Genomic DNA, 14444 nt, shown 5'->3' on the forward strand with positions numbered 1-14444 from the left:
AATGTTAACGAAGTATGGCACAAAAAGCACCGTCAGGGAGCGTTTCAGCTAGTTTGAAAACCCGCCTTGAGAGACAGAGTACTCATGGTAAAAAACTCCTGCCAGTAAAATACCAGCAGGAGTCATTACTACCCAAAATTATACAGCACTGTACCCGCTCCGTCAACAGACAAAGTGAAACGACAGCAAGAATTCTTCCATAATATCCTTAATATCCTTAGCTGGCTGAGTGCCTTTCATTGAGCCAGAGCTGTCGCAGTACCAGGCTGATAAGCTGTCACTTCCACCGTACCTGTCGGCTGATCCCAGTACACATACACCGGCAAAACCTGACTGATCTTATCAATTGGAATATAAGGCCGACCATAAAGCGGTGTAACGGGCAACGCATTGCCCCGATACAAAAAACGGTCACCCTCTCGTTGATAGCCGGCTTGAAGTCCCAGTCCCTCAAGCAAAGAGGTCAACGGCACCGCCAACACCCCATCTACCACCTCCAGCTCATTGGTGATCATCACACCGTTCACCACCAAACTGAAGGTGTTATAATACCATTCTCCCTGTGCCAGCCATTGGCGACCGCCGAACAGCAGCCGGATGTCCTCCGGCAACGCATACAGCACATTTCCTCTGACCAATCCTTTGACCGTTTGCTGTCCCGCCTGAATCAGCCCGGCCTGCCCATCCCAGCGGATATCAGTTTTCACGGCGCTGGCCACCGGCCAGACCGGAATATATACAGCTCCGTCCAGTTCGATCGCCTTTTCCCGCAGCGTTTTACCATTGACATGCATACCGTATATTTTCCCTAACTGCAGCTTCCATTCTTCATTATTTTGCAGCGCCCTGACCACCAGATTCTCATCAACCAAACCGCTGATTCCCAGATCCCCTAGTTTAGCGCATACCTCTGCTGCACTTAGCGGATTCCTATGGTATACATCCGGATAAATTCCAATAAACGCTCCGCCACCATCAAGTCTTATTTTTAACCGCTCGTAGGTAATAGCAACCGGCGTACCCAGTTTTACCCGGTCAAACAGCTCTTCCGCATCACTTTCGTACATTCTGATGCAGCCGTTGGAAATACTGCCGCCAATCGACCAAGGCGCATTGGTGCCATGTATGCCATAGGTTCCGTACAAGCCCAGCCAGCGATATCCCAGAGGATTATGCGGTCCCGAAGGAACGGCAGGGTCGCCGTTGGTCGGTATCCAAACCGGATTAACTTCCTTATCGGTAATGGAAAAGTCCCCGAGCGGTGTCGGAGTTGACTCTTTTCCCACAGCAATCCGGTACTCCCTGGCCAGATTTTCTCCCTCATACAGTTCCAGGGTCCGGCTGGGAATGTTAATGATAATCGCCGCTTCGCCGGACTGGCCCCGGCATTCACTGCCGGCGTAGAATATCACTAACCATAGGACTACCAGCCACAGGACCGGCCTCATCTTTTGCAAGCTGAACACACCTATCCCTTCTTCATGTAAATTTCCCAAACAATAAACTAGTATGAAGAAGGCGCCGGGCCTATGACAAAAATCTCCCCGCCCTCGCTTGCCAAGACGTGCTTTCCACCTAACAGGAATGGTCCATGAAAGTAACTTTTGCGCCGGACGAGGAAACTTTTGCAGGGAATAATGTCTTTATTTCAAAAAATTTTAACCAAACATGGTACAAAAAGCATCGCTAGGAACTTTTCGGATAGCTTAAAAACACGCCTTGGGCTCTTAAATAGTATGGTAAGACGAAAGAACTACCAATTTATTCGCCCTGCGCGTCCCGGCGGGAGGCTCATTAAATCAGCAGTTCCCTAATTTTTTTACAAAATTAAAGGATTTTGGTCATTCATGTAGAATCCCTTTTCTAAAATGGAATAATTTCCAAACTTTTACAGGGAGGCTATTGTTTTTATGAATATTATTATCTTATCGCCGGATTTTTCACATAACGTATACCAATTTTGTCTTTATCTGCGAAATTTAGGGGTTCACGTCCTGGGTATCGGGGATACGGCCTATGATCAATTGTCGCAATCCCTTACCGGAGCACTGACTGAATACTATAAGGTAGACAATCTGGCTAACTACGACGAGGTGCTGCGGGCTGCCGGCTATTTCACCCACAGATATGGGAAGATCAACCGGATTGAAAACACCAATCCCCGTCTTTTCTTTACCGAAGCGGCGCTACGCACCGATTTCCATGTGCCGGGGATCAATCTGGATGCACTGGACCTTCATGCCAGCTATACGGGCATGAAAAAACTCTGCCGGAAGGCCCGCGTCAACACGTTGGTTAGTGATGCGCTGCTGACCCGCGAGGAAGCCGTCGAATATGCGAAAAAAACCGGTTACCCGGTCATAGCCAAGCCTGATTCGTTTATTTCGCAGGACCCCTGCGGTGTTCTGCAAAATGAAGAGGAGTTAAACGCCTGGCTGGACAAGCTGCCGAACTATGCAACCTATGTTCTGGCCCCTTATACGGAAAAAACCTATTACTCATTTGACGGCCTGCTGGATGGGTCGGGTACTCCTGTGTTTACTGCAGTCCATGTATCGGCCGGCCAGTCAGCCTTTTATTCATTGCGTGACATCCCGGAAGACCTGGAAAAGGCTGCCGCTAAATTGCTTGCCGCCGCCAATGTTGCCGGCCGCTTCTTTCATATCCGGTTTAGCCGGAACGAGAAGAACAAGCTCTTCGTCGAAGAGTTACTGCTATTTCCAGCCAATGGCTTTATGCCGGACATCTTCAACTTCGCCAATGACATCAATATCTATCAGGAGTGGGGCAATGTGGTGCAGGGCGATCAGTTTGGCAGCGACATTACACGAAAATTCCACTGCGCCTATATCGCCAGAAGTGCTGGCAAAAACTATGCCCATAAAGAAGAAGAGGTCCGCGCCGCCTATGACCAATTGCTTGTCGCCACTTTTCCTCAGTGCGGCACGGAGCATCAATCCGGCAGTTCCGTTTTTCTGGCCCGTTCGGAAAGCCAGGAAGAGCTGCTTGCTTTTATTGAGTTTTTGCAAGCCGAATAAATCGCCATCGTTTCGTTTCACCAGCGACACATAAAAAAACAGGCCACTGTCCCTCTCGGATATAGTGGCTTGTTTTTTATCGCCTGTTTTGCATTAAACGGCAAGACCATCCGATTGTATCCATTCAAACGCTTTGTCAGCAGAAAAGTCGCTCATGCCGTTTTCGAGCAGCAAATCGGCTTTAAAAAAGCAATCATGCAAGGCCGAAAGATTGCCTGACGGAACTGCGATGCAGGACATGCCGGCCCGCTGGGCAGCCATAACGCCATACGGCGAGTCTTCCAGCACCAGACAATGCGCCGGCTCCACCGCCAACCGTCTAGCTGTCTCCAAGAACACATCCGGCTCAGGTTTGGATTTACCAACCTTCTCGGAAGAAATAATAAGATCAAAATAGTCACCAAGCCGGGCCGCAGCCAGTATATCTTCAATAATTTCCAGTGACGAGCCCGAGGCCAGAGCCAATGGATAACAACTGGCCTTCAACTTTTTTACCAGCTTGAACATTTCTGGAAACACGATCGTATTCCGTCTGGCAAAATCCAGATAATACTTATTGCTCTTTGCAACTATTGCATCAATGGATGCCTGAATATGATATTTCTCCTTAAACGCTTCGAGAACTTCTTTTACCCCCATGCCGTAATACTGCCGGTTCATCTTGGCTGTATAATCGGTCACGCCATGCTCTTCCAGTATCCTTTTAAACGCTTCAAAATAGTTGGGCTCACTGTCAATCAAGGTTCCGTCCAGGTCAAAGATAACAGCTTTGAATTCTCTCTTTTCTCCGCTATTTTTCTTTTCTTTTATACAATGCACTGTCATCCTCCTCGTATCCTTTCCCCCTGCTCTCTGTCTAATCATAACAAAAGCAATAGCTGCCCGCAAGCAGGCAGCTATTGCTTTTGTTTATTTAGAAACGGATACGGTAGTATCCTTACCTTTTCTCCATTGCTTAATCTTTATTGTCAATTTTTCCACGACAACAAACAAAACAGGAATCAGAAAGATACCTATTGAGGTTGCCATCAGCATGCCGCCGACAACCGCCGTCCCCATGGAGTTCCTGGCTGCGGCGCCGGCACCGGTGGCAATAGCCAGCGGCAGGCAACCGATGATGAAGGCCAAGGAAGTCATCAAAATAGGCCGTAGTCTGATTTTAGCCGCCTCGATCGCCGCCTGAACCGGGTTCATACCGTTATCAACCCGGACCTTGGCAAACTCAACAATCAAAATGGCATTCTTGGCCGCCAGCCCAATCAGCATGACCAGACCAATCTGCATATATACACTGTTCTCCAAATGCCGGGCATACTGGAAGAGAAAAGCGCCAAAGATACCTGTCGGCACCGATAACAGTACGGCAAACGGCACACTCCAGCTTTCGTATAGCGCCGCTAAACAAAGGAAAACAAACAGTATGGCAAAGCCAAATACAATCGGCGCCCGGCTGCCGGAAATTTTTTCTTCCCGGCTCTGGCCTGACCATTCATAAGTATAACCGGTTGGCAATGCTTGTGCGGCTACTTCCTCCAGCGCAGTGATCGCCTGGCCGGAACTGTAGCCATTAGCCGGCATACCGTTGATCTGAATGGAACGGGAACCGTTATAGCGACTGATCAGCGTCGTCGCATTCATCGGTTTTGGCTTAAGCAGCGTATTTAATGGCACCATTGTATTATTGGAACCTTTGAGGAAAAAGAAACGAGTGGCATCCACCTGAGAACGATAATCCACATCGGCCTGCAACATGACTTTGAACGTTCGGCCGAATTTATTGAAGTCATTGACCTGGACGCCACCAAAATAAGTTTGCAGCGTTGTAAATACATCGTCCAGGGAAACGCCCAGCTTTTCTACCTTTTCCCGGTCTACTTCAAATTCAAAACCAGGTGTATTCATCTGGAAGGTAGTGTATACCTTACCGATTTCCGGCCGTTTACGGGCTGCTGCTAAAAACTCCTGGGAAATACGGTCAAAATCCTCAATCGTACCACCACTACGGTCAAGCAACATCATGGTAAAACCACCGGCAATACCCAGACCGGGCAACGAAGGCGGATTAAGAGCAATAACCTGTCCTTCGGGTAAATGAGCACTGTTTTGGAACACCTGCCCAATCTGCGAATTCACAGAAGTCTGCGGATTGGTCCGTTCATCCCATGGTTCAAGTCCTACAAACATAGTAGCCGCGTTGGATTTAATCCCGCCACTTAACATGTCGTAGCCAACAATGGCCATAGTATCCTTAACACCGGGCTGCTGCGCTACGGCCTCCGCCAATTTACCAATTGCGTCACCGGTCCGGTTGGCACTGGCCGCTTCCGGCAGGGTCAGTGTAGTAAGGAAGAACCCTTGGTCCTCTTCCGGTACAAACGCGGAAGGAACCATTTTTAGTAAAAAGCCGGTCAGAATGAGCAATACCAGGAGCGACGCCAGGCATACACTGGCCTTGGGAATGATTTTGCCCAATCCGTGGCCATACCGTTCAATCGTTCTTTCGAACCAGTCGTTAAAGCGGTCAAAGAAGCGGCCCAAAAGACCCTTATGTTCATCAGGATCGTAGGGTTTAAGCAACATAGCGCACAGCGCCGGCGTCAACGACAACGCCACCAAGGCCGAAAGGCCCATGGAAACGGCAATAGTCAAAGCAAACTGCTTATACAAAATCCCCATAGTGCCGCCAAAAAACGCAACCGGAATAAACACGGAAGCCAGTACGAATGCAATGGCCACAACCGGCCCCGACACCTCGTTCATTGCCCGTTTGGTAGCGTCCCGCGGTGTTAAACCGGAATAACGCATATGATGTTCCACCGCTTCGATAACCACGATGGCATCGTCAACAACTAACCCTATGGCCAGTACCATAGCGAACAAGGTCAGTGTATTGATGGAAAAGCCCAGAGCCACAAACGCCCCGAACGTACCAATCAACGATACGGGAATAGCCAGCATCGGTATCAGCGTGGCCCGCCAGTTCTGCAGGAAGATGAACACGACCAGCAACACCAGCATCAACGCTTCGGCGAAGGTTTTGGTCACCTCGACCATCGACTCCCGGACAAACTTGGTGTTATCAATCATAACACTGTATTGTAAATCAGGTGGGAATCGCTTGGAAGCATCCTCCAGCACTTTGCGCACATTACTGATTGTTTCTAAGGCATTGGCGTCATTACTGAGCTGAATGGCAAAGCCCACGGCGGTTTTCCCGTTCATTTTAGAACTGAAATTATAGTTTTGACTGCCCAGTTCCACCCGGGCGACATCTTTAATCCGGACAAAAGATCCGTCCGACTCGGCCCGGATGATAATATCGCCGAATTCCTCCGGCGTACTGAGACGGCCCTTTACTTTAGCGGTGTATTGTTTTTCCTGCCCCTGCGATGTCGGCATGGTGCCGATGTTACCGGCTGGCGCCTGAATATTCTGCGCCTCAATGGCATTTTGCACGTCACCTACCGTCAATCCAAGCTGAGCCAGCTTATCCGGTTTTACCCATACCCGCATAGCGTAGTCGGCACCAAATTCCATAATATTGCCGACACCTTTAATACGTTTAATATCATCTTCCAGATAGATGGTACCGTAACTCTTTAAGAAATTCGAGTCATAACTGTTATTCGGTGACCACAATGTGAAAATAAAGGCCATATCCTGAGTTGATTTTTTTGTTGTCACGCCGGATTGACGTACGGTATCCGGGATGGATGCATCGGCCTGGGACACCCGGTTTTGAGTCTGTACCGTAGCAATATCAGCATTCTTTTCTGTTTCAAACTGTACGTTTAAGGTATATGACCCCGCATCGGTACTGGTTGAGTTCATAGAAACCATGTCCTCAACACCGTTTACCTGTTCCTCAATGGTTTGCGCCACAGTTTGTTCCACCACGTCCGCATTGGCTCCCTGGTAGGTGGCACCAACCCGAACGGTAGGCGGCGCAATCTGCGGATACTGCGCAATCGGCAAGTTAAAAGCGGCAATACTACCGATTAGCGTGATCAAAATAGACAGCACGATGGCAAAAACGGGGCGTTCAATAAAAAACTTAGCCATGTTTTAACACCCCCTATTGTTTCGCCGGATTCATAAACTGATCCAATCCGACCATGGTGACCGCTAACGCCGCGCCTGGCTGAACTTTATTGGTGCCTTCGACAACAACACGGTCTCCCGGCTGCAGACCTGCTTCGACTATCCACAGATTGCCTACTTTGGCTCCCATCGTCACAGCCCGCGATTCGGCTTTATCGCCTTCCCCTACAACGGTGATAAAGTTTTTGCCTAACAATTCCTGCACGGCCCGCTGCGGTACCAGCAAAGCTCCTTTATGTACTTCACCGGCGGCAATCACCCGGGCAAACATCCCCGGCACCAGCAATTGCTGAGCATTGGCAAAAGAAGCCTTGATGGTAATGGTTCCGGTATTTTGATTAATGCCCCGGTCCACCTGCTCCACCTGGCCGGTCGCCGAATATTCGGTGCCGTTACTAAGGACCAGTTTAAGGCTATTTCCCCAGGAGTTAGGCAATCCACCGTTGTTATTCGCCAACTGGAGATATTCGTTTTCATTCATGCTGAATTGTACAAAGACCGGATCAATCGACGAAATAGTAGCCATCACGGTCGAGCCGGCCGTGACATAGCTGCCCACGCTTAAATCATTGACATCCATACGGCCGTCAATGGGCGAGACAATGAGCGTATCCGCCAGATTTTCCTGCGCCAACTGCACTTGCGCCTGGTTAGCCTCTACGGCTGCCATATTTTGCTGTTCTACGGAAACCTGGGTATCCAGCGTCTGCTGAGCGATGGCGTCCTGAGCGGCCAGTCTCTTATAGCGGCTGACATCCAGACGGGAATTGGCCAGCGTGGCTTCCGACTGGGCCAACTGAGCTTTGGCGGAAAGCAGGGACGATTCATACTGCCGGCGGTCTATTTGAAAGAGCGGCTGCCCCTTCTTCACCATGGCTCCGCCATTAACCATCTTAGCCACAATATTGCCGGAAACTTTGGATTGAAGTTTTACCTCATTTTTAGCCTGCACCTGACCTACATATTCATAGGTGACCGGCGTATCCTGCTGAGCAACTTGTATCGCCTGAACTTCCACAGCCTGCTGTGGTATTTGGGCGGTCTGTTTGCTGCAACCGGCTGCCAGTACGGCGCCGCACAGCAAGAAAACTCCCAGATAACTCATTTTCTTTAAACCTGTACTAATCAATACTTCCCCTCCTATTTCGCCATTCTTACACATGTTAATATATGACTATTATATTATAGTTAGATTACGGATATTATTTTCCATTCCTCATGCTCCGGGACATTGAACCCCATGTAAATAAATTTCCAAAGACTGCAGCAGATAATATTCCTCTCGATCATCTTTTGCAGTTAAAACAGTGTCGGGCAAGCATTGGGTAAAAAGGGTAAAATGTATCATGCTAAATAATGTCACTGTAGCACAGTAAATATCAAGGTCAGGCCGAAACCTTCCCTGGGCGATGGCTTCCCGGATACACTCGCCCAAAAAATTATGAAACCGCTCCGCCTCGCCCTTGACAATTTCATCAAAACAATTGGTCGGGCTAAGCAATTCTCGATACAGCAACCGGTTAAGATAAGGAAATTTCTTATGTACCTCAATCGCCGTTTGAATAAAGCACCTTATCTTTTCTAAAGGGTCTTGCTGTTCCTGCCGGATGACCTCCAACTGCCTGCCAAAAAGCGTAAGCTGCTGCTCCATTACATAAGAATATAGCTTTTCTTTTCCGCCAAAATAATAAGAAATTAAAGCAATGTTCACACCCGCTGCTTCGGCGATTTCCTTAACGGATACACGGGCGTATCCTTTCAGAGAGAACAGAGCAACTGCTGACTCAACAATTTTATTTATAGTTGGTTTATCAATACAATCCACCACGTAATATCTTGTCACCTCACTTGTTAAACATTCGTTTTAAATGACTATTTAAAACTTACACTTAATTATAGTACACGGGGAAATGTTTTGTCTACTAAAATCAGGCAAAAGAAAAAGCATTGAACCGGAAGACCGGCCTCAATGCTTGTCATAACTGTCTAGTATTCTGCGCCACTTAAATCAATAAATAAGTAAGATTGTAAGGATTTTTTGCCCTGTGAACAGAGGAAGTACGCATACCGGACTATATAAGGCAATACAACGAACAGGGTGAAAAAAGACTGCAAGATTAGCTATCTGGTTAAGTGATGCATAGTACTATGTACCCCAATTTATCAAGATACAGAAAGGGGAAGCACATAAGAAAAAATACTGTTGAAGTGCGCCGCGCTGCCAGCAATGACAAAGAAATGCCAAACCGCGTGACTATAGGGCATTTTACGGGCCAGATAGAAAATAGCCCCTACCGTATACAGCACGCCGCCGGCAATCAGCCAGTACAGTCCGGCTGCCGGCAAGGTCATAATCAGCGGTTTAATCATAACAACAGCAAACCAGCCCATCAGGATATAGCACAAAGTGGAAAGCCGGTTAAACCGTTTAACGAAAAAAACCTTGAACACAATACCAACAATAGCCAGCGTCCACACAACACCGAAAATGATCCAGCCGAGTGTACCGTGCAACGGAACAAAGGCAAACGGCGTATAGGTGCCGGCAATCAAGAGGTATATGGCCGAATGGTCAAAAATTTTGAAGATATGTTTGACCCGTTCATTGGTAAAACTATGATACAGTGTCGAAGCCAAATACAGCAGCACCAACGAAGTGCCGTAAATGCTAAAGCTTACGATGTGCCAGACACTGCCCTGCGTGCAGGCGCCGACTGCCAGCACTACCAACCCGGCCAACGCCAGTACAGCGCCAATACCATGTGTAATCGCATTGACGATTTCTTCCATATATATCCCTCCTAGCTGCACGTTGTGTAAAAATAAGCCATACTTGCATTATATCACAATCAGGTGCATTGATACCCGCCATTTTTTTCCACATTACTTGTTTCCCGGTGCAAAGTACGGTATGATGCTAGTGTTCACTAACTCTGAAAGTATAATATTTCTCAAAGCTTCCCTGTCGTCGGCTTACCTATATTCGATAGGTGCGCCGCCTTGTCTTATGAAACAATCCCCCACAAATTTAAATTTTACTTTCCAAGTTGGCGGACCACTACATTAAATATAAGGAAGAATACGGCATATGAAGACATTTACAAGTTACAAAATCGAAGAACAGCATGCCGGGCTGCCTGTCGAAGCCTATTTAAAAGAAATTCTTGGTTACTCTGGCAGAAAAATTCAGAAACTAACTAGAAAAAAAGGAATTCTCTTAAATAAACGAAGCGTTTTTTTGCAAAAAAACCTTAAAACCGGTGACCTGCTGCAGGTTGCCGTGCTGGAAGATGCCTCCTACGGTGTGCAACCCGAAGCAGGTGGCATCGACATTTTATATGAAGATGAGTACCTGTTGGTACTGAATAAACCGCCTTACCAGCTTGTTCATCCTGCCGGACATACAACCCGCGGTACCTTGGCCAACCATCTGGCCTATCACTGGCAGCAGCAGGGCCTGCTCTATACGCTTCGCCCCATTCACCGCCTCGACCGCGATACGTCGGGCTGCATCCTCTTTGCCAAGGACGCCCAAAGCCAGTTTAAACTGGAAGAGCAGCTAAAGGCCAGGCAAATCAGCCGGCTGTACCAGGCCTGTGTCACGGGCCTGGTACAGCCTCCCCAGGGAATCATAACGGCCGGCATCGCTGTCCATCCGCACCGTCCCAACCGCCGTATTGTCAGTGACCAGGGAGAATCGGCTATTACCCACTACCGAACGCTTCAGCAATTTTCCATCGCCACTTTATTGGAATTGGAACTGGAAACAGGGCGCACCCACCAAATCCGCCTGCACTTAGCGCATCTGGGGCACCCCGTCATAGGCGACGCCATGTACGGAAAACCCTCACCATTTATGCCCCGTCAAGCGCTTCACGCCGTTTCAGTCACATTCAGTACACTGGGCGACAACCGGCGAATTACCGTGCAGGCGCCGCTCCCCACCGATTTTCGGCAACTGCTTGACCACTGCGACCTAACACAAACCAATAAAACTTAACAAAAACTAATTGAAATCAACTCAAACTAGTTATATAATAAATACATCAGTTATTTGTATAATAAACAAGAGGCAATGCGGCCGTCCATGATCTACTATCATGTTCGTGCCGTTTTTATTTTTTTGGGGGTGTCTATCATGCCAAACCACAGCCCTATACTAATGTCTAAGGCGAAATCATTCATAAGTCCCTTGGAACTTATTTGCTTGGAAGATAAATTTACCACGCTTCCCACTCCACTGCCTAAAACCACTCTGACCTACCGTTTGCACATAAAAGAACCGCTACCCCAGCCACAACCGTCAAGTGAGGATTTTATCCTTAAGACCTGTTTGACCAATCCCTTTTGGAACGATTTCCGGCTGCTGGACTTCTTCACCCGCCAGGGTCTCTCGCTGACCATGCAGCAGTTGCTGCAAGTCAAGCAAAAGCTGGGCATAGCGTCCAAAGTCGCTTTATGCCAGGCACTTATCCAGTTGTACATAGAAAATCCGGATACCCTAGATATACAGCAAATCCGGTTTATCGAGCGAGTCAATCCCGCCTTTTGCGACCGGGATCTGTCAGCCACGGCACCGGGCGAAAAGTTGGTTTATGAGTGCATCTGCACCCGACGCATGATCAGCAAACTTAAAACCCTGCAATACATTCATTTGTTTATGGATTTATTTAACGGTTATACCTTCGGCCTTTTTAGCCCTGATCGATCCCTGCCGGCAGGCTTGCAGTGGTTCCACAAAAAAGTTCTTCCCTTCTATCAGGCAAGACATTGCACAGCACCACTAGTGCTCTATCATGCTGCCGAACAAACGTCCCAACCATCCGCAGCGTCCACTTGCATGCGGTTAGAAAAATTAAGCCAGCCTTCCGGTACGATTCAAGCCTTCCGCAAGTTCATTCTGCCCGGCTTTTTTGAGGGACTGCGCCTATATGACACGCCGCTAACGCTGCTGGACACAGCCTTTTCCCACTGGCTTCATTCTTATAATGCCATCGGAGATTTTGACCGGTACCGTGACAGACTGCAACTAATCAACCAAACCGGTTGTACCCGGATTTTTTTAGACTGACAGTTCGTAAACAACAGGCCTTCCCCAGTTTATAGCTGAGGAAGGCCTGTTTGCTGTTTTATTTCGATTTCAATAATATTGGCCTGCCCTTTTATTCTAAATTGGCATGGCGGGAAAACATGGTTGTGGAAGTTTTTTCTTGCAGTTCCATTAACCGGACAATAATAGCATCCATCAGCAGCAAAATACTTTGCTCAAACAACGACCCCATAGGTTGAGCGGTAATACTCCGGATATCTGCCGCTTCTTTGGTTACGGCAGGCACCTGCACAACAATATCGGCACTGCGTCCAATCGTAGATCCAGGGGAAGCAGTCAGCACAGCCAGTTTAGCCTGTAGCTTCTTGCATTTGTCCGCCATGGTCACCAGACTGCCTGTCTCACCTGAACCGGATGCCAACAGCAGTAAATCACCGGCAGCCAGGCTAGGAGTAACCGTTTCCCCCACCACATAGACCGTAAAGCCCATATGCATTAAGCGCATGGCAAAGGCTTTGGCCATCAGACCCGACCGGCCGGCACCGGCTACAAAAACCCGGTTGGCCGCCCTGACGGCCGTTGCCAGTTCCTCTAATGCGGTTGTGTTGACCTGTCCCAATACCTGCCCAATTTCCCGGATAATTATTTCAGAATAGGTATTTGCATCCATCCTTTATCGCTCCCGTCAAAGTATTAGCAACAAGGCTGACTCCTTTCGACCTCCAGATCACTGAGTTGCTTTAACCGTGGAATAAACCGGCCGCCGGTAAAAGGGGTATCCAGCCACAATGCAGTGATTTCTTCCGCCATTCTTTGGCTGATTACCCGGCTGCCCATACACAGTACGTTGATATTCACATCGCTCTTGGCATATTTCGCGGTAAACAATTCATTGCATAGACCGGCCCGTATACCCGGAACTTTGTTGGCGGCAATGGACATGCCCATACCTGTGCCACAAATCAAAATGCCGCCAGCCACCTCTGCTGCTGCAGTCTTTTGGGCCACTGCCTTGGCAATAGGGACATATTCCACCGGACTGTCGCCAGCTTGCGGTCCACAGTCCAGAACTTCCAGCTTCCGGTCGGCCAGAAACTGTTTTAGTTTCTCTTTCATTTCAAAACCAGCATGGTCAGAGCCAATGGCAATTTTCATAACAATCCCTCCGATGCTTACGGATATTCTATAGTAAAAACCAAACCTATTTCTCCGGATAGAATAAAACCTTGCCGAAATTCCCTTGCCGGTTGATAATCTTTTCAAATGTTGCCGGACCTTCCGCCAGGCTGAGCCGATGGGTGATCATAGGTTCTACCTTGATTTTTCCTTCCTGCAGGAAATGGACGGTCGTCTGCCATTCCTTCCCCGGAAAGGGAGCCGAAATGGCATTCCAGGAGCCATAGACACTCAGCTCATTGCGCACAATCCGTTCAAAATAGAACCGCTTCACCATCACATCGCCGTAAGGAATTCCCATGAATACAACCTTGCCGCCTTTACGGGGCAGCGAGAATACCTGCGCAGAGGTAATCGTGCTGCCGGCCGATTCCACAGCAATATCTACTCCGCGGTTGCCGGTCATTTCAAATATTTTTTCATGAGGTTCTATATCCTTTGTGTTAACCCCGAAATCAGCCCCCAGTTGCTTAGCCAGTTCCAGCTTGGCATCATCAATATCCAGGGCGTAAACATGTCTAGCGCCAAAGATTTTAGCCCATTGAATGGTTAATAGCCCAATAGTGCCACAACCGATTACGGCCACATCGTCACCGGCCTCGATACCGGTTTTGTAAAGCCCATGAATAGCCACACTGGTCGGTTCAATCATGCTGGCGGCATCATAAGGCACACTGTCAGGCAGTTTAACGCAGTTTTCCGCCGGCACTTTTACATACTCGGCAAAAGCGCCCGGATGTCTGGCGCCAATGACAGTCAGCTTCTCACAACGGGCAAACTCGCCCTTCCGGCAGGACTCGCAATGGCCGCAATACAGGGCCGGACAAGCAGTCACACGGTCACCGGGCCTCAAGCTGTCTACTTCGCTGCCCACTGCCACAATTTCGCCGGAAAACTCATGCCCCCAGGTCATCCCTGCGATATAGGGTCCCAACTTGGCATAGCGGTGAATATCGGAACCGCAGATCCCTACCACTTTCACTTTGATAATGACTTCCTTACTATCTTCCAATACCGGTTTGGCAGTCTCTTCATACCGCAAGTCTCTAGGTCCGTATAAATTTAATGCCTTCATTTTC

General features: G+C 48.5%; 12 protein-coding genes. 3 read left to right on the forward strand and 9 right to left on the reverse strand.

Annotated elements, in window-relative coordinates; translation table 11 throughout:
- Positions 1 to 236: 236 nt before the first annotated feature.
- Positions 237 to 1466, reverse strand: coding sequence for a L,D-transpeptidase (locus BMW43_RS03685; protein WP_091744056.1), 1230 nt, complete (start codon positions 1464 to 1466; stop codon positions 237 to 239).
- Positions 1467 to 1910: 444 nt separating this feature from the next.
- Between BMW43_RS03685 and BMW43_RS03690 the strand changes: the two genes are divergently transcribed.
- A complete protein-coding gene (locus BMW43_RS03690; RefSeq protein ID WP_091744057.1) occupies positions 1911 to 3038 on the forward strand; it encodes an ATP-grasp domain-containing protein in 1128 nt (375 codons plus the stop codon).
- A gap of 93 nt (positions 3039 to 3131) precedes the next feature.
- Here BMW43_RS03690 and BMW43_RS03695 read toward each other — a convergent pair whose 3' ends face one another.
- The 5 genes from BMW43_RS03695 to trhA all read right to left on the reverse strand — a co-directional run bounded on the left by BMW43_RS03695 (position 3132) and on the right by trhA (position 9929).
- Positions 3132 to 3857 carry an HAD family hydrolase gene (locus BMW43_RS03695; protein ID WP_245732212.1) on the reverse strand — a complete coding sequence of 242 codons (726 nt, stop codon included), beginning with the start codon at positions 3855 to 3857 and terminating at the stop codon, positions 3132 to 3134.
- A 90-nt stretch (positions 3858 to 3947) separates the two neighbouring features.
- Positions 3948 to 7100: an efflux RND transporter permease subunit gene (locus BMW43_RS03700; RefSeq protein WP_091744059.1), complete on the reverse strand. Its 3153-nt coding sequence runs from the start codon at positions 7098 to 7100 to the stop codon at positions 3948 to 3950.
- Between the two features lie 13 nt (positions 7101 to 7113).
- Positions 7114 to 8265: an efflux RND transporter periplasmic adaptor subunit gene (locus tag BMW43_RS03705; RefSeq protein WP_439331445.1), complete on the reverse strand. Its 1152-nt coding sequence runs from the start codon at positions 8263 to 8265 to the stop codon at positions 7114 to 7116.
- Positions 8266 to 8355: 90 nt separating this feature from the next.
- Complete coding sequence (locus tag BMW43_RS03710; RefSeq protein ID WP_177173451.1) at positions 8356 to 8967, reverse strand: TetR/AcrR family transcriptional regulator; 612 nt, start codon at positions 8965 to 8967, stop codon at positions 8356 to 8358.
- A gap of 335 nt (positions 8968 to 9302) precedes the next feature.
- Positions 9303 to 9929: a PAQR family membrane homeostasis protein TrhA gene (gene trhA, locus BMW43_RS03715; protein WP_091744062.1), complete on the reverse strand. Its 627-nt coding sequence runs from the start codon at positions 9927 to 9929 to the stop codon at positions 9303 to 9305.
- Between the two features lie 298 nt (positions 9930 to 10227).
- Here trhA and BMW43_RS03720 point away from each other — a divergent pair, with 298 nt between their 5' ends.
- The gene (locus BMW43_RS03720; protein ID WP_091744063.1) at positions 10228 to 11139 is read left to right on the forward strand and encodes an RluA family pseudouridine synthase; all 912 of its coding nucleotides are present in this window, start codon (positions 10228 to 10230) and stop codon (positions 11137 to 11139) included.
- A 207-nt stretch (positions 11140 to 11346) separates the two neighbouring features.
- A complete protein-coding gene (locus BMW43_RS03725; RefSeq protein WP_143050560.1) occupies positions 11347 to 12210 on the forward strand; it encodes a hypothetical protein in 864 nt (287 codons plus the stop codon).
- A 91-nt stretch (positions 12211 to 12301) separates the two neighbouring features.
- On the opposite strand, the gene hxlB is transcribed toward BMW43_RS03725, so the two are convergent.
- The 3 genes from hxlB to BMW43_RS03740 are packed head-to-tail and all read right to left on the reverse strand — an operon-like array spanning position 12302 to position 14440.
- Positions 12302 to 12859 (reverse strand): 6-phospho-3-hexuloisomerase, encoded by a 558-nt coding sequence (hxlB, locus tag BMW43_RS03730; RefSeq protein ID WP_091744065.1) that lies wholly within the window; start codon positions 12857 to 12859, stop codon positions 12302 to 12304.
- A gap of 23 nt (positions 12860 to 12882) precedes the next feature.
- Positions 12883 to 13344: a ribose 5-phosphate isomerase B gene (rpiB, locus tag BMW43_RS03735; protein ID WP_091744066.1), complete on the reverse strand. Its 462-nt coding sequence runs from the start codon at positions 13342 to 13344 to the stop codon at positions 12883 to 12885.
- Positions 13345 to 13390: 46 nt separating this feature from the next.
- Positions 13391 to 14440 carry a galactitol-1-phosphate 5-dehydrogenase gene (locus tag BMW43_RS03740; RefSeq protein WP_091744234.1) on the reverse strand — a complete coding sequence of 350 codons (1050 nt, stop codon included), beginning with the start codon at positions 14438 to 14440 and terminating at the stop codon, positions 13391 to 13393.
- Positions 14441 to 14444 lie beyond the last annotated feature (4 nt).

Origin of the sequence: Propionispora vibrioides (genome assembly GCF_900110485.1) — a bacterium.
In the GTDB taxonomy this organism is placed as follows: domain Bacteria; phylum Bacillota; class Negativicutes; order Propionisporales; family Propionisporaceae; genus Propionispora; species Propionispora vibrioides.

Excerpts from the sequence above, each read along its gene's own strand:
- BMW43_RS03690 (WP_091744057.1), top strand. The coding sequence starts at position 1,911 with ATGAATATTATTATCTTATCGCCGGATTTTTCACATAACGTATACCAA.
- BMW43_RS03700 (WP_091744059.1), bottom strand. The coding sequence starts at position 7,100 with ATGGCTAAGTTTTTTATTGAACGCCCCGTTTTTGCCATCGTGCTGTCT.
- trhA (WP_091744062.1), bottom strand. The coding sequence starts at position 9,929 with ATGGAAGAAATCGTCAATGCGATTACACATGGTATTGGCGCTGTACTG.
- BMW43_RS03720 (WP_091744063.1), top strand. The coding sequence starts at position 10,228 with ATGAAGACATTTACAAGTTACAAAATCGAAGAACAGCATGCCGGGCTG.
- hxlB (WP_091744065.1), bottom strand. The coding sequence starts at position 12,859 with ATGGATGCAAATACCTATTCTGAAATAATTATCCGGGAAATTGGGCAG.
- rpiB (WP_091744066.1), bottom strand. The coding sequence starts at position 13,344 with ATGAAAATTGCCATTGGCTCTGACCATGCTGGTTTTGAAATGAAAGAG.
- BMW43_RS03740 (WP_091744234.1), bottom strand. The coding sequence starts at position 14,440 with ATGAAGGCATTAAATTTATACGGACCTAGAGACTTGCGGTATGAAGAG.